At 71.4% G+C, this 22,810-nt stretch carries 16 protein-coding genes; 8 read left to right on the top strand and 8 right to left on the bottom strand.

Annotated elements, in window-relative coordinates; genetic code table 11:
- Positions 1-127 precede the first annotated feature (127 nt).
- Positions 128-1,354 carry a sigma-54-dependent Fis family transcriptional regulator gene (locus WMF45_RS30060; RefSeq protein ID WP_437708324.1) on the top strand — a complete coding sequence of 409 codons (1,227 nt, stop codon included), beginning with the start codon at positions 128-130 and terminating at the stop codon, positions 1,352-1,354.
- A 6-nt stretch (positions 1,355-1,360) separates the two neighbouring features.
- Here WMF45_RS30060 and WMF45_RS30055 read toward each other — a convergent pair whose 3' ends face one another.
- Positions 1,361-3,271 carry a DUF4215 domain-containing protein gene (locus tag WMF45_RS30055; protein WP_437708323.1) on the bottom strand — a complete coding sequence of 637 codons (1,911 nt, stop codon included), beginning with the start codon at positions 3,269-3,271 and terminating at the stop codon, positions 1,361-1,363.
- Positions 3,272-3,554: 283 nt separating this feature from the next.
- Here WMF45_RS30055 and WMF45_RS30050 point away from each other — a divergent pair, with 283 nt between their 5' ends.
- From WMF45_RS30050 to WMF45_RS30040, 3 genes are all read left to right on the top strand, one after another.
- Positions 3,555-4,301, top strand: coding sequence for a TVP38/TMEM64 family protein (locus WMF45_RS30050; RefSeq protein ID WP_437708321.1), 747 nt, complete (start codon positions 3,555-3,557; stop codon positions 4,299-4,301).
- A 627-nt stretch (positions 4,302-4,928) separates the two neighbouring features.
- On the top strand, positions 4,929-6,668 hold the full coding sequence (locus tag WMF45_RS30045) for a glycoside hydrolase family 5 protein (protein WP_437708319.1): 1,740 nt from the start codon (positions 4,929-4,931) through the stop codon (positions 6,666-6,668).
- Between the two features lie 255 nt (positions 6,669-6,923).
- A complete protein-coding gene (locus tag WMF45_RS30040) occupies positions 6,924-7,931 on the top strand; it encodes a hypothetical protein (protein WP_437708317.1) in 1,008 nt (335 codons plus the stop codon).
- Between the two features lie 62 nt (positions 7,932-7,993).
- Here the strand turns inward: WMF45_RS30040 and WMF45_RS30035 are convergent, their stop codons facing one another.
- From WMF45_RS30035 to WMF45_RS30010, 6 genes are all read right to left on the bottom strand, one after another.
- Complete coding sequence (locus WMF45_RS30035; protein ID WP_437708315.1) at positions 7,994-8,368, bottom strand: DUF4406 domain-containing protein; 375 nt, start codon at positions 8,366-8,368, stop codon at positions 7,994-7,996.
- 9 nt (positions 8,369-8,377) lie between these two features.
- Complete coding sequence (locus WMF45_RS30030; RefSeq protein ID WP_437708313.1) at positions 8,378-9,412, bottom strand: aspartate-semialdehyde dehydrogenase; 1,035 nt, start codon at positions 9,410-9,412, stop codon at positions 8,378-8,380.
- A 168-nt stretch (positions 9,413-9,580) separates the two neighbouring features.
- Positions 9,581-10,843, bottom strand: coding sequence for a glucose-1-phosphate adenylyltransferase (locus WMF45_RS30025; RefSeq protein WP_437708311.1), 1,263 nt, complete (start codon positions 10,841-10,843; stop codon positions 9,581-9,583).
- A gap of 97 nt (positions 10,844-10,940) precedes the next feature.
- Complete coding sequence (locus WMF45_RS30020) at positions 10,941-12,608, bottom strand: serine hydrolase domain-containing protein (RefSeq protein ID WP_437708309.1); 1,668 nt, start codon at positions 12,606-12,608, stop codon at positions 10,941-10,943.
- 202 nt (positions 12,609-12,810) lie between these two features.
- A complete protein-coding gene (locus WMF45_RS30015) occupies positions 12,811-13,638 on the bottom strand; it encodes a TIGR02452 family protein (RefSeq protein WP_437708307.1) in 828 nt (275 codons plus the stop codon).
- Between the two features lie 4 nt (positions 13,639-13,642).
- Positions 13,643-13,882, bottom strand: a complete 240-nt coding sequence (locus tag WMF45_RS30010) for a hypothetical protein (RefSeq protein WP_437708305.1) — start codon at positions 13,880-13,882, stop codon at positions 13,643-13,645.
- Between the two features lie 331 nt (positions 13,883-14,213).
- Between WMF45_RS30010 and WMF45_RS30005 the strand changes: the two genes are divergently transcribed.
- Both WMF45_RS30005 and yddG read left to right on the top strand, forming a co-directional pair.
- Positions 14,214-15,065: a matrixin family metalloprotease gene (locus WMF45_RS30005; protein ID WP_437708303.1), complete on the top strand. Its 852-nt coding sequence runs from the start codon at positions 14,214-14,216 to the stop codon at positions 15,063-15,065.
- 229 nt (positions 15,066-15,294) lie between these two features.
- On the top strand, positions 15,295-16,248 hold the full coding sequence (gene yddG, locus WMF45_RS30000; RefSeq protein WP_437708301.1) for an aromatic amino acid exporter YddG: 954 nt from the start codon (positions 15,295-15,297) through the stop codon (positions 16,246-16,248).
- Positions 16,249-16,291: 43 nt separating this feature from the next.
- Here the strand turns inward: yddG and WMF45_RS29995 are convergent, their stop codons facing one another.
- Positions 16,292-17,719 (bottom strand): serine/threonine protein kinase, encoded by a 1,428-nt coding sequence (locus WMF45_RS29995; RefSeq protein ID WP_437708299.1) that lies wholly within the window; start codon positions 17,717-17,719, stop codon positions 16,292-16,294.
- A 153-nt stretch (positions 17,720-17,872) separates the two neighbouring features.
- Here WMF45_RS29995 and WMF45_RS29990 point away from each other — a divergent pair, with 153 nt between their 5' ends.
- Positions 17,873-18,772 (top strand): hypothetical protein, encoded by a 900-nt coding sequence (locus WMF45_RS29990; RefSeq protein WP_437708297.1) that lies wholly within the window; start codon positions 17,873-17,875, stop codon positions 18,770-18,772.
- Between the two features lie 185 nt (positions 18,773-18,957).
- Positions 18,958-22,788: a serine/threonine-protein kinase gene (locus WMF45_RS29985; RefSeq protein ID WP_437708295.1), complete on the top strand. Its 3,831-nt coding sequence runs from the start codon at positions 18,958-18,960 to the stop codon at positions 22,786-22,788.
- The last annotated feature ends 22 nt before the right edge of the window (positions 22,789-22,810 follow it).

Genomic DNA, 22,810 nt, shown 5'->3' with positions numbered 1-22,810 from the left:
AAATAGCTCACTTCCTCGCGGCTCGCCTCTCGAGGAGGCGTGTCGAGGGTACGAACTGTGCAAGATCCCGGAGCGGAATCGCGGACGGTGGCGGACGCAACCGCGCGCTCGAACGAGGGGTGGGCTCATGGCAGCGTGGCTGGAATCAGCGCTCGAGGCGGGGCGCCTCTACCGCTCGATCGGCGCCCTGGAGGCGGAGCAGCTGCGTCCTCACGTGCACCGCGCCTGGGTGCGCTCTCACGGGGGAGGGGCCGATCCGCGGCGCCCCAAGGCCGAGTTCCTGAGCGCGCTCGACACCGAGCGCCTGCGCGAGCGGCACCAGGACCTCATCCTCGCTTCCGAACCCTACCTTCACGCGCTCAGCCTGGCCTCGGGCGACGAGCGCCATGCGGTCATGGTGGGGGACGCGCGGGCGATCCTCCTGGATGTCCGCGGTGACGAGCAGACGATTCACGGCCCCGAGCGGGTGCCCGGTGCCGGCGCGTTGCTTGATGAGAGCGTCTGTGGCGCGAACGGCGTCGGTACGGCGCTCGCCGAAGATGGTTATACGGAGCTCGTCGGGCCGGAGCATTTCATTCAGGGATTCCACGTCTTCACGTGCCATGGGCTCCCGCTCCGGGACGGCGATGGGGCGGCCATCGGCGTGCTCAGCCTCTCGGTCAGGAGACCCGAGATTGGCTTTCGTCTCCGTGAAATTCTGCTCTGCGCCGCGCGCGCCATCGAGATGGATCTCCTCGCCATGCGGCTCGAGCGGGACATGGATCGCCTGCTCACTGCGCGGGACGTGCCCATGGAGGACCTGCGGCGGTTGCTCCAGGACATCCTCCAGGCGCGGGCCGCCGCGCGGCTCAGGATCGATCTCGCCGCGGATCAGCTCGCCGGGAGCGTCCTCGCCCAGACGCGCGATCTGCTCCACCTCGCCGCCAGCGTGCTGCGCCGCTTCCAGCGCTCCGCCGCGCTGTGGCGGGCGCTCGCGCTGGGCGAGGCGGCGGCGCCGCGCCCGGTGGCGCTCGACGCGCTGATCCGCGATCTCGCGGATCTGCTGGAGGTCGAGTCGGCTGTCTTCAACGTCACGACCAGCATCGAGGAGCTCGAGCCCGTGGTGGTCGAGGCGGACCACGACACCCTGGCGCGCGAGCTCTTTCGCGTGCTGGTGAGCGCCATCCGGGCTGCGCGCCGCGGCGCCGTGCACCTCGCGCTCCGGGCGAGGCCGACGGGCGGAGAGCTGTGCCTCACGCTCTCACCCGGCGCTGGGCCCGCCCCGCGCGCGCCGCTGCCCGTGCGGGTGCTGGTGCCGACACACCCGGGAGCCCCGGAGCGCGCGGCGAGCGATCTCTCCGCGTGCATGGCATGAGCCGGGTCAGCGCGGAATGAGGTTGCGGCAGCCGCTGCCGCAGGCGTCTCCGTCGCGGTTGTTGCCGTCGTCGCACTCCTCCACGGCCTGGACGACGCCATCGCCGCAGTACTCGCCGAGCTTGCAGTCCTGCGCGCACTCGCCGTAGCCGCCGTCGTTCACGCCGTCGTCGCACTCCTCACCCAGGCTGACGACGCTGTCGCCGCAGACGGGCTTGCACTCGCTGCGCGCCGTCGCGAAGCCCTGCAGCGTGAGCTTGAACGTCGACGCCGCGGTCTGGCGCTCGGCGTGGAACACGGCGATCTGGTAGACGCCGCCGTCCGTCAGGCCGAGGTCGATGTTCCGCGCCGGGATGTTGTCGTTCTCCTCCGTGGCGTAGGTGACCCTGCCGGCCCCGTTGGCGCCGATGACGAGGCGCCCGTTGACGGCGCTGTGGATGCCGCCGACGTCGACCGCGAGGCGATCGTTGATGAACACCCACACATCGTCGTCTCCGGTGAAGTCGAGCTCGTACTGCTCGCCCGCGTTGTACTGGAACCAGTAGCGGATCTCGCTCGTGAAATGGAAGTTGTGCTTCGGGCTGCCCTGCTCCTTCAGCCAGTCGCCGCCGCCGTAGCTCGGGAAGATGTCGGCCGCGACGCGCTCGGCCGCCGGGGTGAACGGATCGTCGTCGACCGGGAAGAACAGCGGGTTCCCGTCGTACGTCTCCTCGATATACCTCGCCCAGTAGACCCGGTCGCGCACCTCGCAGCTGTGGAACTCCTCGCTGTGGATGTCGCCGCACTGCGGGGTGGCCTGCGCCGACGAGGTGCACTCCTCGCCGTTCACCTCGTTGCCCACGTTGCCGCAATAGTGCTGGCTCTCGTTGGACAGCAGGGTCCACTGCTGGCCGTCCTCGCCCCAGCGGTTCACGAAGCGGCCGTCGCCGGTGTCCCAGAGCGTGAGGGTGGTGACCGTGGTGCTGTTGGTGCCGGGGACGTCGTGGTACCACTGGGCGAAGCTGGCCGCGCTCGTGACCAGGCTATTGGCGGCGGTCATGTACGTCGGCTTCTTCTCGGCGTCGAGCCGGGGCCCGACCATGTTGAAGATGGGCTTGCTGTTGGCAGGACCTTTCGGCTCGAAGTCGGGGTGGGCCGCCTTGAAGTCGCGGAAGACGACAGGCACGGCCATCGATCCCGAGGGCTGGGGGACGGCGCAGGTGTATCCCGGCTCCTCCGTGCACGCCGCGGAGCAGCCGTCGCCGTCGATGTTGTTGCCGTCGTCGCACTCCTCGCCGAGCACGAGGCCATCGCCGCAGGTCGACGCGCAGGAGCCCGCGGAGCAATCGGGCTCGGCCTGGCAGCTCGAGGAGCAGCCGTCGAAGGGCATCGTGTTGCCGTCTTCGCAGCTCTCCGCGCCCTCTTGCGTCTTGTCGCCGCAGGTCGTCGGCGTGCAGGCGCTCGGGCTGCCGCTGCACTTGAAGCCGACCTCCACCTTGCAGGTCGGCGAGCAGCCGTCGGCCGCCTCGGTGTTGCCGTCGTCGCAGAGCTCCGGGAACACCACGGCGCCGTCACCGCAGCGGGCGATACGCGTGCAAGCGACCCCGGGCAGCGGGCACGACCAGCCGAGCTCGACCGAGCGGCAATCCGCCGCACAGCCGTCATCCCCCACGGCGTTTCCGTCGTCGCACGCCTCGTCCCTGGTCAGGCCCCCGTCGCCGCAACGGAACGCGCTGTCGCCGTCGCCGATGTCCGATCCGCTCCCCGTGGTGTCGCCGTCGCCGAGATCGCCGCCGGTCGTGGTGGTGGGATTGTCCCCGCCGCCGCCGGGGCCGCCGCCTCCGGAAGGGCGGTCGGCGCTCGCAGAGCAGCTCGCCACCAGGGCGGCGCAGCTCGTGATGAAAATGGTTGAACCAAGCCACGAAGATCGAGGACGCATGACCTGCTCCTTCCGGTTGCCCGGGACCTCTCGGGATGCGTGAATTGGCGACAGTCTCCCACGCGGGTGCCCTGAATTCGAGCCCTTCCTGCGCGCGCCGCTGTCTCCAGGGCCGTTGAATAATTGGTCCACGCACATGCCGACTCCCCCTGTGCGTGGACAAATCCTGAACCAGCGTCTCTTTCCCCCGAGGGCGGACCGTGTGAGGGACGTATACTCGCGCGCCGGCCGGCTCGCTCCTCCTCGCGGGGCGGCCGGCCCGTCACCGGACCTGGAGCGCTGCATGTCGCGATCGTCTGACTCGACCCCTCCTCCGGGGAGCGCGCGCCTCCCCGGCGCGACCGGGCGTTCCCGGCGCTCCTGGCCCGGGTGGGCCGGCTTCTCTGGCCTGCTCCTCCTGGTCATCCTCGTGCCGTTCTTCCTCTTCGCCGACAGCTTCGAGGCCGCGGCGCGAAGGCTGCTCGCCGCGCCGCCTTCACCCATTGCGACGGCGCTCGTCCTCGGCGGATTGCTTGCTGGTGATATCGTCCTGCCGGTGCCATCGAGCCTGGTGAGCACGGCGGCGGGCGGGTTGCTCGGCTTCTGGCGCGGGACGGCGGTCTCCTGGGCGGGCATGATGGTGGGCTCGGGGCTGGGTTATCTGGTCGGCGCGCGCGCGGGCGCGCCGGCCTTGCAGCGGATGGTGGGCGAGGCGGAGCTCGCGCGCCTGACGCGGGCCGCCGAGCGGCACGGCCGCTGGTTCCTGCTCCTCTTCCGCGGCGTGCCCGTGCTCGCGGAGGCGTCTCTCGTCTTCGCGGGCGCGGGCCGCATGCCCTGGCGCGCGTTCGTCACGGTGACGGCCCTGGCCAACCTGGGCATCTCGGCGACCTATGCCGCGGTGGGCGCCTCGGCCGCGCGGCTCACGTCATCCCTGCTGCTGCTCGCAGGGATGGTGCTCCTGCCGGGGCTCGCGCTGCTCCTCGCGCGCCTTCCGGAGCGCTGGCGGAGACCGGAAGGGGAGGGCGAGGGCCGCGGAAGAGGAGGGGAGTAGCGTGACCCGCTCAGCTGCCGGCACGCCCGCCGTCAGGATCGATGAAGGCCGGAGCGGCGCGTCGACGCGTCGACGCGCCGCGTGCCCCGTGACAGGCATCGTGGCGAGTCGTGGTCTTTCAGCGTGCCTTTCCCATTGACGAGCTCTGCCGAGGTACCCTTCTGTTGAAATTGACGCTCTGCGCAGGATGGGTGACGCTGCGCGCCTATCGAATGACGCTGCGCGCCCTGCGGGAGCGCCGGGCGCCCGGGTGGTTCAGCAACTCAAGTGCAATTTGAAAGTCAAGCGTCTCGTGAGCTTCTCCCCTCGTGCAGCGCTCCTGCAGGATCCCGTTGAAGGAGAGCGCCTCCGGTGATCCACCGTCGTGGGAAAAACACCGCCATATCGATATTGGGTCCCGGCATCGGAGGGTGCGTCTCGTCTTGACCCTCTGTTTGGTGGCGGGTAACATGCGAGCCCGGTTGGCAACCCGTCGGTGTTGCTTGATTGCGAATTCGGCGCAGGGTCGACTGTAGAGCGCGACCAACCGTTGATCTGGCTGAGATTGTCTTAAGGACGAGCCTTGGGGGTTGTCGCTCGAAGCAGCGCGCCGTGTTCTGAATTTGTGCTTAACGAAAGAACGAACCTATGAGAATCGGAAGAAGCCATATCTTCTTGTGTTCCTTCGCCGCCCTTGCTCTGATGGGCATCGCCTGCGGTGGTGATGGATCAACCGCGACCGGGGGTGGGCCGGGCTCCGGCGGCGCGGGCAGCGGCAACGGCAGCGGCGCGGGCAGCTCGGTGGGCAACGGCAGCGGCGCGGGCAGCTCGGTGGGCAACGGCAGCGGCGCGGGCAGCTCGGTGGGCAACGGCAGCGGCGCGGGCAGCTCGGTGGGCAGCGGCGACACCAGCGGCGCCGGCGCCGGAATCCCGAGCGGCAGCGGCAGCGGCAACCCGACCCTGGAGCCGACGCCGGACACCGACGGCTCTCCGAACGGCAGGTTCCGCGTCAACCTCGACAACGGCCGCCTGACGCAGGACGGCACGGAGATCCAGGTTCGCGGCGGCAACTGGTTCGGGCTCGAGGGACAGGACGATCTCGATCGCCCCGGCGCCATGGAGCTCTTCATCGGGTCGATGTGGTGGGCGGAGAGCAGCGCCCCGCGCACGATCGCGGACACGATGAAGGAGCTCACCAGCTCCAACCTCAAGTTCAACACGATCCGGCTCCCCATCGCGCCGCAGACCCTGGTCACCAACCACCCGGACGGCGACTACAGCATCATGACGCCCCGGATCAAGAACAACGACCCGAAGGTCTACCCGTACGCCAACGCGTACGAGGCGCTCGAGGACTTCCTCAAGCAGGCCAGCGCGAACAATCTGAACGTCATCATCGGCATCCACTCCTGCTCGAACCACCTCGGGTGGCGCGCGGGCAGGCTCGACGACAACAAGCCCTACGTGGACAGCGATCGCGAGAACTACGATTACAAGGCGGACGACTACACCTGCCTTACGGGCGAGGACGCCTACAACTACGACAAGTGGCTCGCGGACATCCGTAAGATCGCGCAGCTGCCCAAGAAGCTCGGGATCAAGAACATCATCGGCATCGATTGCTTCAACGAGCCGTGGAAGTACAGCTGGCCCGAGTGGGCGGACATGGCCAAGGCCTGCTACGACGTCATCGCCGAGGAGAACGACGACATGATCGCGGTCGTCCAGGGCGTGTCCGGCAGCCACCAGCCCGCGGGCGCCAGCGGCCTGACGCTGGAGCCGGAGCCCCACGGCGATCCCGACCTCAACCCGAACTGGGGTGAGAACTTCTACGGACAGACGGCCTACCCGATCCAGGTCCCCAGGAATCGGCTCTGCTTCTCGCCCCACACCTACGGGCCTGCAGTGTTCGTTCAGAAGCAGCACGTCGATCAGTCCAAGCCCGAGTGCGTCGGGCTCGAGGACGAGGCGGCCGCCAAGGCCGGGTGCGGGCTGATTCTGGAGCGCAGCAACGCCGATGCTGTCGCGAAGCTGACAAAGCAGTGGGACGAGCACTTCGGGTTCCTGCACGACCAGAAGTTCTGCGTGATCACCGGCGAGTTCGGCGGCGTGAAGGACTGGCCGAAGAACGAGATGGATCCGGCGCTCGCCAAGCAGTGGGCGCACCTGCCTGCCGGCAAGCGCTACGACTGGGAGTGGCAGAACATGTACGTGGACTACCTCATCAAGAAGAAGATGACGGACTTCACCTACTGGTCCATCAACCCCGAGTCGGGTGATACGGGTGGTATCTACAACCACAAGTACACCGATGCGGACAAGACGGGCTGGGGCACCTGGACGGGTCTGGACACCGAGAAGGTCGAGATGCTGGCCCGCCTCAAGTAGGCCGAGCCGCTGACGAAGAAGACCGCCCGCAGGCCTGGACCTGCGGGCGGTTCTCTTTTGTGACTTCAGCTTCGTGCACCCCGCTCTACAGCGATCTCCGCGGGCGGATCGGGCAGCGCGCTCGCCGATCGGCGGCAGCGTCCCGCTGCCGTGTTCCGCGGCGCTCCCGGCTTGGATACGCTACTTCACGAGCTCGCCCGTCTCGTGTGTGCATCCGGGGCCGAGCGCGCTGTTCTTCGAAGCCCCGCACCCGCCATGTACCGAACCGCCGCTCCTCTGCCTCCCGAGCCGCCCCGCGAGTGGCAGCTCATCGTCGAGGCCTTCCTGTACGAGCACCTCTCCGTGCCCGAGGCATGGCTCGCGCGCGCCGGGGGCACCGTCGCGCTGCTCGTCGGCGCGCGGATGCTCGCGCCCGAGCACCACGGGGAGAACCGCGCCTGGCTGTTCGGCGATCTGCGGCGCATGGAGGGCCAGCGGCCGCCGCTCCTCGCCCCCGCCTCGTTCGGGCTGGAGCGCGTGTGCGCGCCGGGCGAGACGGAGGCCCTCCCGCGGCACGTCGCCGTGTGCCCCTGGCCCGACGCGGCGGGGATGACGCTGGCGGGCATCGCGCGCCACCTTCCGGGCTCGCGCTTCGAGATCGGCGCGGCGGTGGAGGTCGCGGCCCAGCTCGCGCGCGTGCGCCTCGCCGCGCCGCACGCGAGCTTCACGTACGCCCGCGTCATCGTCTTCGAGAGCGGCGAGGTGCGGGTCGCGCCGCCCCTGCCGGAGACGGAGCGATCGGCCGCGCTGAGCGATTCGGGGTTCGAGTACCTCGACGACCTGGGAATCAGGGGTTCCAAGCTCCATCACCCCAATGACCGCGAGGCGGCGGTCGGCGTCGCGTCGGCGCTCTTCGAGCTCGTCGCGGGCTTCGGTGAGGCGGGCGGCGTGGCGAAGCGCCAGTTCCTCCACGCCGCGGTCACGGCGCAGCCCGCGCACCCGCTGCCGTCGGACTTCGGCGTGCGCAGCCGCGAGGTCGACGCCCTCGTCGCGCGGGGCACGTCGGGCGATGCGTCGCTCCCCGAGCTCGCGCAGGCGCTCGCGGCGCTCAGCCAGGCGCTCGACGGCCCAGGCGCGCTCGGGCGCGCGGTGCGCGCGAGCGTCGCCGCGGCCGCGCCCTCGCCGCCCCACCGGCAGACGTGGGATGGAAAGCGTATTTACATGCTCTTCCCCGACGTGCAGGCGCTCCCTGTCGGCGCTGGCTGGCCGGGGATCGAGCCCTGAGGAGACCGCGCCACCGCGGCGTGTCGTGTGTCTCTCGTGCGTCTCTCGTGCGCCGGACGCGGTTAACCGCAGCCCGGCACCTCGTCGAAGCTGAAGAAGACCTGCTTGCCCATGGAGCGGGACAGCTCGACCATCTCGTCGGCTCCCTTGGAGGGGCCGCCGATCCGCAGGCAAGCGTCGCAGCGCGCGACGAGCCGGCGGGCGACGGGATGGAAGATCTCATTGAAGATCTCGTCGCCGATCTGCCGCGACCCGGCGTGCTCGATGAGCGGCAGCGCGAACCATTCGCCGAGGACCGGGAGGTGGCCCGCCCGGAAGAGGCGCACGGCCATGTCGTTCATCGCGCGAACGTTGGCCGCGATCAGGACCGGATCATCCCCCGTGCCGGAGCGATAGGGCCCGGCGACGAGGATCATGAGGGGCTGGGCGGGTTGCATCGTTTGCCGTCAGGGGGCCTGCAGGTCCCGATCGGCGCTCGGGAACCAGCGCGTCGCGGCGCGGACCGCGTTGGTGGCCGCGCCGAGCCGAAGGTTGTCCCCGACCACGGTCAGGCACACGCTCTTCCGGTCGCGGTCCCGGTGATCGGGGCGGATCCGCCCGACCAGCGCGAGGTCTCGGTCCTGCACGCAGTGGAGCGCGCTCAGGCCCTCGCCGGCGGCGCCGGGGAGGTGCTTCACGAAGGGCGACTTCGCCGGATCGCTCAGGATGCTCGCGACCCGCTCGAGATCCACCGGGCGATCGAACGTGACCCACGCGTTCTCGTAGTGGCCGACCGCGACGCCGACCCGACAGCACTGCGCGGAGACGCCGAGCTCCGGCATGCTGAGGATCTTGCGGCTCTCGAAGATGAGCTTCCGCTCTTCCGAGGAGTAACCGCTCTCGTCGGTGCCGCCGTTGTGCGGGACGGTGTTGCCGGCGTAGCCCGACGGCTTGAACGGCAGGCCCAGGCGATCGAGGGCCTGGAAGCCGTCGCGCGCGTCCGCGAGGAACGAGTCCAGGGCGGCGATGCCGGCGCCGCTGACCGCCTGGTACGTGCTCACCGTGACCGCGCTCAGCCCGAACTCCCGGCGCAGGGGCGAGAGCGCGAGCATCAGCGGGATGGTCGTGCAGTTCGGGTTGGCCACGAGCCGGACCGAGTCGTCGACGATGCTCGAGTTCACCCCGGCGACGACGAGCGGCACCTTCGGGTCGGCGCGGTACGTGTTGCTCTTGTCGATCACGCGGTACCCGAGCTCCACGAGCCGCGGGACGTACCGCTTGCTGTGATCGTCATCCAGGGCCACGAACGCGAGGTCTCCGCGGGGGGCGTCCTGCGCCTCGAGGCGCGACGCGCTGAGCACCTCGTACGACTTGCCGTCGAGGGTGAGCTCCTGGTCCCGGCTCGCGAACAGGGCGAGCGTCGCGCCGGGCCAGGCCCGCGCGATGAGGGTGATGGTTTCGCGGCCGACAAGGCCCGTGGCGCCGAGGATGCAGATTCGCATAAGGGCGCTCTTTACCAGACCGGGGCCCAGCCGACGAGGGGCGAGTGGCCGGGCGCCGCGGCGGCGTTCTGCCTGCCTACCGTGGCCTGGCCGCGCGAGCGCGTCCCTTCCGCCTTCCGCCCGCGCGCCCAGCCGCCGTCCCCTCGGCGGCCGGGGCGCGGCCCGCGCTCAGATGACCGTGCCCGGCGGGACGACGGCGTTCTTCGGGACGACCACGATGCCCTCCCGGGCCGCGTAGTACGGGGCGTCGGTGTCCGGCCGGTCAGGGATGTTGCGGATCACCACCCCGTCGCCGATGCGCGCGTTCTTGTCGATGATCGCGCCGTCGATGGTGCACCCCCGGCCGATGCCGATGGGCGGGAGGCCCCTCGTGCTCTCGGGGCCGTGGGCCTGGAACAGCGACTCGTAGTCCGCGCCCATCATGACCGTGTTCGACATGGAGACGTGGGGCCCGATGGAGGAGAGCTGCCCGACGACCGACCGGGAGATCTTCGACTCGATGATCCGGCTCCCCTCGGCGAGGAGCACCTGGTCGAGGACCGAGCCGGCGGTGACGTGGGCCGGGGGGAAGAACTGCGGGCGCGTGTAGATCGGCCGCTGCGGGTCGTAGAACGAGAACGGAGGATCGGAGTCCGTGAGCGCGAGGCTGGCCTCGTAGTAGCTGCGGATCGTGCCGATGTCCTCCCAGTACCCGTCGAACGTGTAGGTCATCATCCGGTGGGTATCGAGCGCCCGGGGGAGGATGTGGCTGCCGAAGTCGGAGGCGTTGTCGTGCTCGAGCATCTCGTAGAGCGCCTTCGCGCTGAAGATGTAGACGCCCATCGAGGCGAGCCACGGGTTCGCCGGATCGGGCAGCTGCCGCACGTGCTCGAGCAGCTTCATGTCCTTCGGCTTCTCGACGAACTTGACCACACGCCCGGTGTCGTCGGTGTCCACGATGCCGAGGCGCGACACCTCGGCCGTCGGGACGGGGCGGACGGCGAGCGTGACGTCGGCCCGGGTCTCGCGGTGGTGCTCGAGGAAGGGCTCGTAGTCCATGCGGTAGAGGTGATCGCCCGAGAGGATCATGACGTCCCGCGGGTTCGGCGATTTCACCTCGACGAGCTGCTTGCGGACGGCGTCGGCGGTGCCCTGGTACCAGTCGCTGTGGGTCGGCGTCTGCTCGGCCGCGAGGATCTGCACCGCGCCGGCGGAGAAGACGTCGAATCGGTACGTCTGCGTGATGTGGTTGTGGAGCGAGACCGAGTTGAACTGCGTGAGGATGTGGATGCGGTTGAAGCCCGAGTTGAGGCAGTTGCTGATCGGGATGTCGACCAGCCGGTACTTGCCGCCGGTCGGGACGGCTGGCTTCGAGCGCAGCTTGGTGAGCGGGTAGAGGCGGCTTCCTACGCCTCCGCCGAGGATCAAAACCACCACGTCGTTGTGCTTCAAGCGGGTCTCCGCGAGGTGAGGGGGGACGGTTCGACGCCCGGGACGATGGGCGCGGTTACACTAGCAGGAGTGGCGAACCCGCCGGGCTGCAGATCGCTCAGCGGCAGCGGGCTGGGCGGTCGCTCGGGCCGGGGGCTTCCCGGGCCGTCGCCCCGGTCTGCTCCTCCACGCTCAGCGACGTGATCCGCGCGTCCGGCGAGGTGTCGACACGCACGGCCAGCGAGAGCGCGCCGCGCTCGCAGCGCAGGCCGAAGCGCGCCGCCGTGGCGCTCTCCACCACGGCGGAGCCGTCGAGCGCGCACGCCCCGACCCGCGCGCCGGCGTCGCGCAGCGCCCTTCGCAGGGAGGCGAGGTGAGCCTCCGGGAACCAGCCGGGCCTGAGCCTGCGATCGAGCGCCCCCGCGCGCGCGCGGCCGATGATCGAGGCGACGGCCTGGGCGGCGCGGCGCACGGGCGGGGAGGGCGGGACGACGCGCGCCTCCATGGCGCCGGTGGCCGCGAGCCGGCCGAGCACGTTCGCGTTGAGCGACTCGAGATCGGCGCCGGCGACGTTGGCGAGCGCGACGACGCCGACGCCCCGCTGCGGGAGGAGCGTCACAGACGCGGAGAAGCCGTCGATCAGGCCGTTGTGGAAGACCATGTGGCCGAGGTCGCAGTCCTCGCGCACGTGCCAGCCGAGCCCGGGGCCGTCGTCGCCGCCGGCGGCCGGGAACGCCGAGCCGTTGCGCGCCATCAGGTGCGACTCGCGCACCGTGCTCCGCCGCAGGGCCCCCGTCTCGGGCGCGTCGCGCGCGGGCCAGGCGGCGAGCTCGAACCCGACGAAGCGACCCATGTCGGCGAGGCTCGCGTAGAGCCCCGCGGTCGCCTCGGAGGCGCCGAGCCGCCAGGGCTGGATCGGCGCCACGGCGCCGCCGTCGACGCCGCGCGCGTGGGGCGAGGCGAGCGCGCCGGGCGGCACCTGCGATGGGTCCCAGGCGGCGTCGCGCATGCCGAGCGGCCCGAGGACCGCGTCGCTCATGTAGCGCCGGTACGGCACGCCGGCGGCGCGCGCGACGACCAGCCCGAGGAGCGAATAGCCGAGGTTCGAGTAGGAGGTCGCGGCGCCCGGCGCGCTCTCGAGCCCGAAGCCGTCGAGCGTGGCCAGGATCTCCCGCTCGGTGACGTCGCGCGACGTCGACGCGGGGGGAAACACGCCGAGCCGCGGCAGGCCGGAGCTGTGCGTGAGCAGGTCGCGGACCGTGATCTGCCGCGCGTCGCGCGTCGGGTAGACGACGCCGGTGAGCGCCGGCAGGTAGCGCGCCGCCGGGGCGTCGATCGACAGCCGCCCTTCGTCGCGGAGCCGCAGTATCGCCGCCGCGGTCAGCGGCTTGGTGACGGAGCCGATGCGGAAGCGCGTGTGCTCGTCGACCGCTCCGCCCGCCGCGGCGTCCCGCACGCCGAGCACCGCCTGGATCGCGAGCTCCTCGTCGATGACGACGCCGAGCGCGAGCGCCGGCAAGCGCTCCCTCTCCGCGGCGCGCCGCGCGAGCGCCTGCACGTCGGCCGCCGCCGCGCGGAGCTTCCGCCCGCGCTCCGGATCGGGGAAGCGCGGCGCCGGCGCGGGCTCGCTGGCGAAGCGCTGGTCGAGCGGCGCCGCGGTCCCCTGCGCGGCGGCCCGCGGCGCGGGCGCGGGCGCGGGCGATGCGCACCCGCAGAGGAGCAGGGGTGACGCGGAGAAGACGGCCGCGGCGAGGAGCGCGGCGAGCCTGTCGTCGATCGTCCTCACGTCGGAGCCATGACTCTCGCTCTTCGATCGCGACCCGACAATTCGAAACGGACCCGTGGAAGGGGTCAGCCCTCGATTGTAGCGGTGGAGGTAGGCGGGGAGCGCGACGTCTGCGCAGCTCTGGGGCGGGGATCCCACGGTGTGATCCGCGCGGGGCCGTGACGGCGCGCCGGGGATCGGAGGCGCCGGCGGAAGTGCGCGCCTACGCCTGCGCGAACCGCTCCTGGAAGGCCCGGTAGTTCGGCCGATCGGCGCCCCGGTCGTACACCGCGAACACCACGCGCGAGAACGCGCCGCGGAAGCGCGGGCGATCGAGGCACCGGGCGAAGACGTCGGCGACCTCGCGCGGATCGTTGCGGAAGACGCCGCACCCCCACGCCCCGAGGACCAGGCACCGGTGCCCGTGCGCGCCCGCCGCGGCGAGCACCATGTCCGCGCGGCGCTCCAGGGCGGCCCGGATCTCCTGGTCCGTGGCGTCGTCGCGCTGGAACGCCTCGCCGGCGTTCGGCGCCGGCGCCGTGATGAGCGACAGCGCGAACGGTCGGTCGAGGAGGGCGTGCTGCTCGTCGCGGAAGAACGGCACGTCCGGCGAGTAGATGATGTGGTCGGTATAGAGAAAGCTCCCGCAGGCCCGGTTCTGGTCGTAATACTCGCGCTGCTCGACAAGCGACGCGTACAGCGCCGAGCACCTGGCGAGGTCCTCCTCCTGGGCCTTGGCCCCGCGCAGGAACCCGCCCCCGGGGTTCTTGGCGGAAGCGAAGTTGAGGGCCATGACGCGGGCCTGGCCCTCCTGCTCGATGAGCCGCCGCCCCGCGGCCCCCGTGGTCTCGCCGGTGACCTCGATCGCCGCCGGGCCATCGAGGCGCTCCTTCGGCTCCCAGGCGTCGAGTGATCCGGGCCGGTAAAGCACGGTCCCCTTCACCGCGGCGAGCACGCGGTCGCGGATGCGAACGGTCGCGCCCGAGGGCGCGATGTACTCGCCACGACTCGCGATCTGCACGGTCTCTGCGGCGATGCCGGTCAGCTTCATGCGCTCAAGGATTGGCGAGCCGCGGCCGCTCGTCCAGCGAAACGCGCCCCGCCCTGCGCCGCGTCAGCGCCGCACGGAGAAGAGGCCACGCCGCGACAGGGCCGGGGACCGGGGCGCCGGAGGGCCTCGTGAGCACCGACCTGCCCACCCAGACGGCGAGCAGGGCGAGCGACGGCGTGAGCGGGAGCAGCCGCTGCTCGCGCGATGGAGCGCACGACGGCGGGACGAAGCCCCATCGATCCACCGCCTCGATCCGGTCCCGGCGGCGGGCGCTGCGCGCTCTGCTTCGATCTCGATACGCAAGTCCTTGCACAGGTGCGCAAGCACCCGCTGCGCAGGTGTGGACTCCATCGCTCCGCGCTTGACCTCTGGCCCGCAAAGTCACGCCATCGCGCATGCGGCACGTCGCTTGCCAATATCGGACACCGAAGCCGGACGCCATCCGCGTCGGTACCAGCAGTCGAGTCGGCCCGAACCGCCGTGGAGGTCCCGCGGCGCCGTCCGGCGGAGCTCACTGCGGCGCTGCGCACCCTCGCCTGACCCGAGAGGGAAAGGCATGAACGAGAGGTACTTGTATGATGAGTCATCTGTCTACGGAATCTCGTGGTCTCCTCCATGGCACGCTTGGCCTCCTCGTCCTGTCGCTCGCGTCGGCCGGGTGCGCCGCCGGCGCGCCTGCGGGAGAGGAGATCTCCGAGCAGGTCGGTGATACGGAGGTGAGCTTCGACGAGTTCGAGGCTCGGACCTACCGTGAGCCGGAGAGCGGCATCTACATCGTCGATGGCGACGTTCCCGTCGAGGGCCTCGACGGGCTCGAGGGGTTCTATGAGCGCCACGTCCAGCGCGGAGCGCTCATCGTCGATCAGAGCCGTGGAAGGGACGTGAGGTGGAGCGACAGGGAGAAGCGGAACCTCAGCTACTGCGTGAGCGAGGCGTTCGGTGACGACCATGGCGCGGTGGTCTCCGCGATGGAGAGCGCCGCCGCGGCGTGGGGGGAGGTGGCGGACGTCCGCTTCGTTCACAGGGCGGACCAGGACGGCGCGTGCGACGCGCGCAACAAGAGGGTCGTCTTCGACGTGCGCCCGGTCGAGGGGCAGCCGTACTACGCGCGCGCGTTCTTCCCTGACAGCTCGCGCCGCGCGCGCAATCTCCTCATCGACTCGACCGCGCTCGGCCCGCTGGATCTCTGGACGCTCACGGGCGTCCTGCGGCACGAGCTCGGCCACGCGCTCGGGTTCCGGCACGAGCACACGCGGCCCGAGGCGGGCGCCTGCTTCGAGGACGACGGCTGGCGCGCCCTGACGCCGTACGACGCGGGCTCGGTGATGCACTACCCGTGGTGCAACGGCACGAACTGGGGCGACCTCGACCTGACGGAGCACGACGCCCGCGGCGCCGCGGCCCTGTACGGCGCGCCCTGCCGGTGAGCTCCGCCCCGCGGCGCGCGCTGCGTCCGTCGCGCCGCGCCGGCCCTCGCGCGCGCGACCGACCTGCTGTCCCGCACCGAGCTCGGGATCGCGGAGATCGCGATCTGCTGCGGCTACGCCGAACCGATCTGCCGACGGCGGAGGCTGAGACAAGACGGCGGCCGGCCGGCGCGCCATGCTCGGCGCCATGTCGGACACGACCCACGGCGCCGCCCTATCGGACGCAGCGATGGCAGCGACGCCAGCGGCGCGCCCCTCGCGGCGAGCCGCCACCCTCGCGGGCGTCGCGGCGATCGGGCTCTGGGGCAGCCTCGCCCTGCTCTCGGCCTCGGTGCGCAGGTTGCCGCCGCTCCAGGTGCTCTCGTCGACCTTCGCAGTCGCGGCGCTCCTCGGCGCGGCGCGGCTCGCCCGGCGCGGCGGGGGCGGCCTCGGCGCGCTCCGCCAGCCGCTCGGCAGCTGGATCCTCGGCGTGGGCGGCCTGTTCGGTTATCACGCCCTCTATTTCTATGCGCTCTCCGCCGCGCCGCCCGTGCAGGTCAGCGTCATCTCGTACCTGTGGCCGCTGCTCATCGTCCTGCTCTCCGCGGCGCTCCCCGGCGGGCGCCTGCGCGGCAGGCACGTGGTCGGGGCGCTGCTCGGGCTCGCGGGCGTCTGGACGCTCGTCGCAGGCGGGGGCACCGTCCGCCTGAGCGCCACACACACGCCCGGTTACCTGGCCGCGCTCGGCTGCGCGCTCCTCTGGTCGACGTACTCGGTGCTCCAGCGCCGCTTCGCCGAGGTCCCTGCCGACGCCATCGCAGGCTCCTGCGCCGCGACGGCCGCCCTGGGCCTGGCCGGGCACCTCGCGTTCGAGCGCACGGTCGTGCCGACGGCCGGAGAGGCGCTCGGCCTGCTCGCGCTCGGGCTCGGCCCCGTGGGGGTCGCCTTCTTCGCGTGGGATCACGCGACGAAGCACGGCGACGTGCCGCAGCTCGGGGTGCTGTCCTACGGCGCGCCCATCCTCTCGACGCTGCTGCTCTGCGTCGCCGGCCACGCCGAGGTGAGCGCCCAGCTGCTCGCCGCCTGCGCCCTCGTGGCTGTCGGCGGCCTCGTGTCGACCGCGCCCGCGGCGAACGTCAGCACCGGGCCCCGCGGCCAGTCGACGTTCGCACGCTGGATCACCCGCCCTCGATCGCGGCGCTGACGCGCCCGCGAGCGAGGGCGCTCTCTCTCGTTGCGGCGCGTGGCTACGCGCGGCGTGTGGGGGTCGGCTCGTCGTCCAGGAGGCCCGCGTTCGCGCTCGGCGTCGCGAACACCCCCTGCACGTCGTCGGCCGGAGCCCAGTGCCCCGCGCACATCAGCGAGCCCCCGGTGATCTCGGGCTGCGTCGAGAGGCGCGCCTGCACGTCGTCCGCGTGCACGCACACGTTGACATGCAGGCGCGGGTCCGCTCCCGGTCGCTGGGCCAGCGCCCGGTGCACGGCGGTGGCGAGCTCGATCGCCGCGCGCCGCTCCCGTAGCTCCTCGTCCGCATTCGCCGGGAGGAGGCGAACGCCGAGCACCTCGTTGCCGGTGATCGACGCGAGGAGGAAGCCCGCGCGCGAGAGCTGCGACTCGGCGATGTCGAGCACCCGACCGATGTCGAAGGTCAGCTCGTCGTCCAGCTCGCCGGCGTCGCCGCGGGTCCGGACCTCCAGGTAGACCGCCACCGCGGGGTGCGTCGGGTCGGGTCCGCTCGGCATGCCCGACGCGGGCCCGCCGATGGCGTCCCTGAGCGCGCGCATCAGCTCCTCGACCGAGCCAAAGCGCCGCTCCCGCCGCTTCTCCATGCACCGCAGCACCACCGCGTCGAGCTCGATGGGCAGCGGGACCCGCAGGCTCGGGGGCAGCGGCTGCTCCTCCAGGTGCTTCCGCACCATCTCATCCATGTCGTGTGTGTGGAACGGCAACCGGCCGACCAGCATGCGATGAAGGAGGACGCCAAGCGCATAGACGTCCACCCGCGCATCGATAGGACCGCCGAGGATCTGCTCTGGGGCCATGATGGATGGCGTCCCGGGCATACGTCCGGCGGTGGTGAGCCATGTCGACCCCTCCTCGGGCGCCATCATCTTCGCGATTCCGAAATCGAGCAGCTTGACGGCACGTGGCGGGCTCGAGCAGATGAAGATGTTGCTCGCTTTCACATCCCTGTGAACGATACCCGCTGTGTGCGCGGCTGCTAACGCTGCGCACACAGGCTCCATCAGCTCCAGGGTCTCGCGCGGCGTGAGCCGCGTCTGGGACCGGATCAGCGCGTCGAGCGTCTGGCCCTCGAGGCGCTCCATGACATAAAATGGCTGATAGTTATTCAGCTCACCAACTCCGTAGATTTCCACGATGTTGGGGTGGGAGATCGACCGCAGCACGTCGATCTCGCGTGCGAACCGGTCGACCACGCGGCGAGAGTGGGCCACCGCCTCGCTCAGCACCTTGACCGCGGCGGGTCTGCCCGATTGGGCGTGCCTCGCCCCGTAGACCACGCCGCAGCCGCCACGCGCGATGAATCCTTCGAGGATGTACTCGCCCGCCAGGGTGCCCGGCGGGAACTCGCCGCGCGCGGCCGACCTCTCGAAATCCGAAAACGGCCTGGTCTCGTCCTCGTCGTCGCTCATCTGCTCCTCCGCGCCGTCCATCGCGGCGCGTTACAGCCCTGCCGTCAGCGCGCTCTCCCGATCGAACGCATCCTTTACTAAAGCGCTATGCAGAAGCATTTCGAAATGGTAACTTAAACTTTGCGGCTACTCGACCTTAAACGCCAAATCGCGGCGACGAAAAGGGGGACCTTCATGGTTCTTTGCTGTGCACGACGTGTCGCGGTCTTCGCATTACCTCTGCTTACCGCTGCCTGCATCGGTGCCGAGATCGACGAGCAGGCGGAGGAGCTCGTCGGGGAAGCCGAGGGCGAGCTCATCACCCAAAACGGCTTCATCCAGAACTCGATGATCCCGAACGCGATCATCCCGAACGCGATCATCCCGAACGCGATCATCCCGAACGCGCTGCCCCCGAACGCGCTGCTCCCGAACAAGCTGGCCGCGAGCGCGCTGACGGCCATCAAGGATCCGGGAACGGCCGGCGCCCTGTCGAGGGAGTTCCTGCGCTACATCGTGAGCTGTTCGCTGCGCCCCGACCAGACGTTCTCGTTCTCATGGACCGACAGCAGCGGCGTCGCCCACCCGGAGGTGTACCGCGGCGACCTCGGCTACGCGCACTGGTGGGCAAGCAGCCCGATTGGTAACGATACATATGTCCAGCATCAGATCTCGGCCTGCGTCGCCGCGCGGGTGAACTGGTACGGCGTTTCGGTGAGCATCTCCATGCGCAACAACGAGATGGCGTCGACTGCGGCGGAGCGCGCGGCCTATCCGGTGCGAGAGGGCGCGTTCTGGGGCAACCTGTTCGCCCCGACGCCCTATGTGGGGGCCTGCTACGATTCGGCGGGCTACGTTCGGGCGCGCCAGTTGCAACGCGACTGCGCGGCCGGCCACATCGAGACCAACCCGACGACCGGGGAGTCCACTTGGCAGCAGTGTGGCTCCATGGTCATCTGGGGCTCATGCAATGCCCTGTGCAACGGGACGGACGCCACGGCCGGCTACTTCAGGGGGTGTGTCACGAACTATCCGGTCAACCCTCATGTGCGCACGGACCAGGTGGTGACCACGTTCTTGCCGGCCGGCCCCTAGGAGCGTGAATGGGCTCGGAAGCCCTGCGAGACGAGGCGCCTGAACGCGCGACCCGGGAAGCGGGGCGCTGTCCAGCCTGTGGGCGGCGGAATCAGGGCGCGTGCCCCGAGTGCGCGCAGTCCGCTCGTCCTCCGTCTGGCCAGTCGTCGATTCCTCCGGAGATCACGGAGGTCGTCCCTGTCGCTTTGCCTCGTTTCCCCGGCTACTGGACCCGCAGGACGCTGGGGCAGGGCGGCTTCGGCCTCGTCTTCGAGGCCGAGCCGGAGGGCGGCGGCGCGCGCGTGGCCATCAAGCTCGCGCGCGCCGATCGCCGCGGCGCCGCCCAGCGCCTCCGGGGTGAGGTCGAGGCGCTCTCGGCCATCGGCGCCCCCCACGTGCCGGCCGTGCACGCGTGGGGGGCGCTGGACGACGGCTCTCCCTACGCGGTGATCGAGCACATCGCCGCGCCCACGCTCGCCTCCCGCCTCGCGGCGCGCCCTGCTCCGCAGCTCGAGGAGGCTGCCCGGCTCGGGCTCGCGACGCTCGCGACCCTCGAGGCCGTGCACGCGCGCGGCTACGTGCACTGCGACCTCAAGCCCGAGAACATCCTCGTCGATGAGGCGAAGGCGACGCTCATCGACCTCGGCATCGCCCGCGTCGTGGGGTGGCGCTACGACGGGCAGGACGAGGACCTCGCCGTGGGGACGGCCGAGTACATGGCGCCGGAGCAGTCGGCCGGGTGGCCCGATCTCGACGCGCGCGCCGACATCTACGCGATGGGCGTCATCCTGTACGAGCTCTTCGCGGGCCGGCCCCCGTTCTGGGGGCCGCGCGCGGCGGTGCTGGAGGACCACCGGAGCCGCAGGCCGCCGCGCCTGTCGGCCAGCGTGGCCGTGCCGCGGGCGGTCGAGGAGGTGGTGCACCGCTGCCTGGCCAAGGAACGGAGCGAGCGGTTCGCGAGCGCGAGCGAGCTGCGCGTGGCGCTGGAGCGCGCGCTCCGGGACGAGGTCGCGGCGAGCGCGCCGGCGGGGGCGCGCTCCGTGGCCGGCATCGAGCGCCGCGTGATGGGGCTCCTGTTCTTCGAGAGCGCGGCCGATCGCATCGCGGTGCAGCGCAGGCTCCTGGCGCTCGGCGGCGAGCTCGCGCACGCCTCCGGCGCTCGCTACGTGGGCGTCTTCGGCCAGGAGGGGACGGCGAGCCCCGCGCGCCGCGCGCAGCGGGCGGCCGACGAGCTCCTGCGACGCGGGCTGTGCACGCGGGTCCTCATCGATCTCGCGCCTGTGTCGAGCCAGGCGCGCCCGGACGGGACGCGGCGGTTCCTGAGCCCGCTCTTCTCGCGCGCCGAGCGGTGGCCGTCCGCCGCCGGTCCGCTGGGGCCTTTCCTTACGCCCGAGGCGTCGGCCGCGCTCCCCGAGCCGTCGCACGCCGCAGCGGGCGACGAGCTCCCGCCGGGCCTCGAGGATCAGTCGCGGGACGCGACGCGCCCCGGCGGGTTCGTCGGCCGTCGCGACCTCCTCGAGCAGCTCACGCAGAGCGCCGAGGAGGCGCTCTGCATGAAGAAGCCCACGGTCGTCTCGGTGACGGGCGGGCCCGGCCACGGGAAGAGCCGCCTCTTCGTCGAGCTCGGCAAGCAGCTCCGGGAGCGCCTGCCGCACGCCCGGATCATCGAGCTGCGCGGGCAGGAGCCCACGAGCGGCGCGTCGGACGCGACGCTCCACGAGCTCGTGCGCAAGGCGCTCTGCGTGCCCGAGCAGCCCCCGGAGAGCGGCGTCCGCGGGGCGCTCCCGGAGTCGCTCGGCGCCGTGCTCGGCGAGGAGCTCCGCTTGGGGCTGGCGATGGCGCTCGGATGGGTGGACGAGCAGACGGGCGTCGACATCTTCCCCGAGCTCGAGGCGCTCCGGGCCGCGCCAGGCGCGCTTCGCTCGGCGCGCGTGCGGGCGGCGGGCGAGTGCCTGCGCCAGTGCGCGGCCGCGTCGCCCGTGATCATCCTCCTCGACGACGCGCACTTCGCCCACGACGCGATGCTCGCTGCGCTCGAGTACGCGGCGCTCGCGGACGAGGCCACGCCGCTGTGGATCTGCGCGATGGGGCGCCCGGCGTTCGCCGAGGCGCACCCCTCCTGGGGAGAGCGCGCCGCACGACACGAGGCCCTGCGGCTCGATCCGCTGGACGACGAGAGCGCGCGGGCGCTGTGCCGGCGGCTGCTCCTGCCCGCGCGGGACGTGCCGGAGCCCGCGATCGATCGCCTGCTCGAGCGCTCGCAGCGGGTGCCGCTCCTGCTCGTGGAGCTCGTGCACGGGCTCAAGCGCGAGGGGATCCTGCGCCGGCACCTGCGAGGCGACGCGTGGTACCTGGCGACCGACGAGCTCGAGCGCCTCCCTGTGCTGCCGTCGCTCGATCCGCTGGCGCAGGCGGAGATCGCGGCGCTCGGGCCGGCGCTCGGGGCGCACGCGCGGCTCGTCTCGCTGCTTGGCGCAGAGGTGTCGATCGACGAGATCGCGGGCGTGCTGCGCCAGCTGGATCTCCGCGGCGACGGCGCGGCCTTCCCGCTCGACGCGCGCGTCGGGACCGAGCGGCTGCTGAAGGTGGGCGTGCTGGTCGGCGATCGGAAGGACCGGCTGCGCTTCCGCCACGCGCTGGTGAGGGAGGCGGTCGCGCAGGACGTCGCCGAGGCCGAGCGGCGGCGGATCCACCTGGCGGCGTACGAGCACCACCGCGAGGCGGCCCACGAGGGCCGGGAGCAGCGTCGGCTCAGGATCGCGCACCACGCGGCGGAGGCGGGGCTCGCGACGGTCGCGGAGGACGCCTACCTGGAGCTCGCCGAGCGGGCGCGGACGCGGCACGCCTACGTGGAGGCGGAGCTCTATTACAGCCGGGCGCTCGCGCAGCCTGTCGAGGCGCCTGGGGTGCGGCGGAGGACGGCGTACCGGGGCCGGGGGCTGATGCGCTACCGGCTGGGCCGCTACCACGACGCGCTCGGCGATCTCGATCGCGCGCGCGCGATGGCGACGCTGGAGGGCGACGTGATCGAGCAGATCGAGCTCCTGCTCGACGAGGCCACGGCGCTCGACTGGATGAACGATTACGGCCGATCGAAGCAGCGCGTGGAGGACGCGAGGGCGCTCGCGCGCGGCGATCTGCCGCCCGCGCTGGCGGCGCGGCTCTCGATGGCGGTGGCGCGCTCGCTGAAGCGTGACAGCCGGGAGGAGGAGTCGGCGCAGCAGTTCGAGCGTGCGGCGGCGCAGGCAGAGGGGCTGGGCGACGAGGGCTACGAGACGCTCGTGGTGTCGCTGCTCGTCCTGGGCTCGATCTACCCGGGGCTGGGAAAGCTGGACGAAGCAGGCGCGGTGCTGGATCGGGCGATCCGCATGTGCGAGGAGCGCGGCGATCGCCTGCACCTCGCATCGGTGATCAACGTCCGGGCGCTCCTGCGGGCCTGTCTCGGGGACAGCGCGGGGATGCTCCTGGACTTCTGTCGACTGCTGACCGTCTCGCGCGAGCTGGGTCTCGGGATGATGGAACTCGTGAGCGAGTTCAACCTGGGAGAGTCACTTTACCTGATGGGCAATCTGGACGCGGCGACACCGCACCTCGAGCGGGCCGTATCGCTGGAACGCCAGCAGCGCGGGGAAGAGGCGCGCCCGTTGGTGCATCTCCTCCTGGCGAGGGTGCTCCTCTACCGCGGCGAGGGGAGCAGGGCGCGGGAGATCATCGAGGCGATCCGGGTGCAGCAGGCGAAGGCCGCCGCAGCGGGGCGCGACGACACGGCGATGGCTCCCGCGGAAGAGGTGCACTGGTCGATGATCGACCTGGCGACGCGGGAGGCGAGCGCCGAGGAGTGGGACGAGCTGGAGGAGCGGTCTGCCCGTTTCTCGGTGGGGCAGGAGCAGATCGAGGTCATCGAGGCGCGCGCACGGGCCCTCTCGCGAGGAGGCCGCCACGCGGAGGCGAAGGCGGCGCTCGAGCGAGCGATCGAGGTGGCCGGGCGGATCCCCAACGTCATGCGGGAGCGGCTAGAGCGGCAGCGAGCCAGCTAGTCCAGACTCCCGGTGAGCCGCA

It is taken from the genome of Sorangium sp. So ce448 (assembly GCF_051520915.1).
In the GTDB taxonomy this organism is placed as follows: domain Bacteria; phylum Myxococcota_A; class Polyangia; order Polyangiales; family Polyangiaceae; genus Sorangium; species Sorangium cellulosum_B.
Note: the sequence above shows the minus strand (reverse complement) of the source record. Positions and strands in the feature narration are given on the sequence as shown.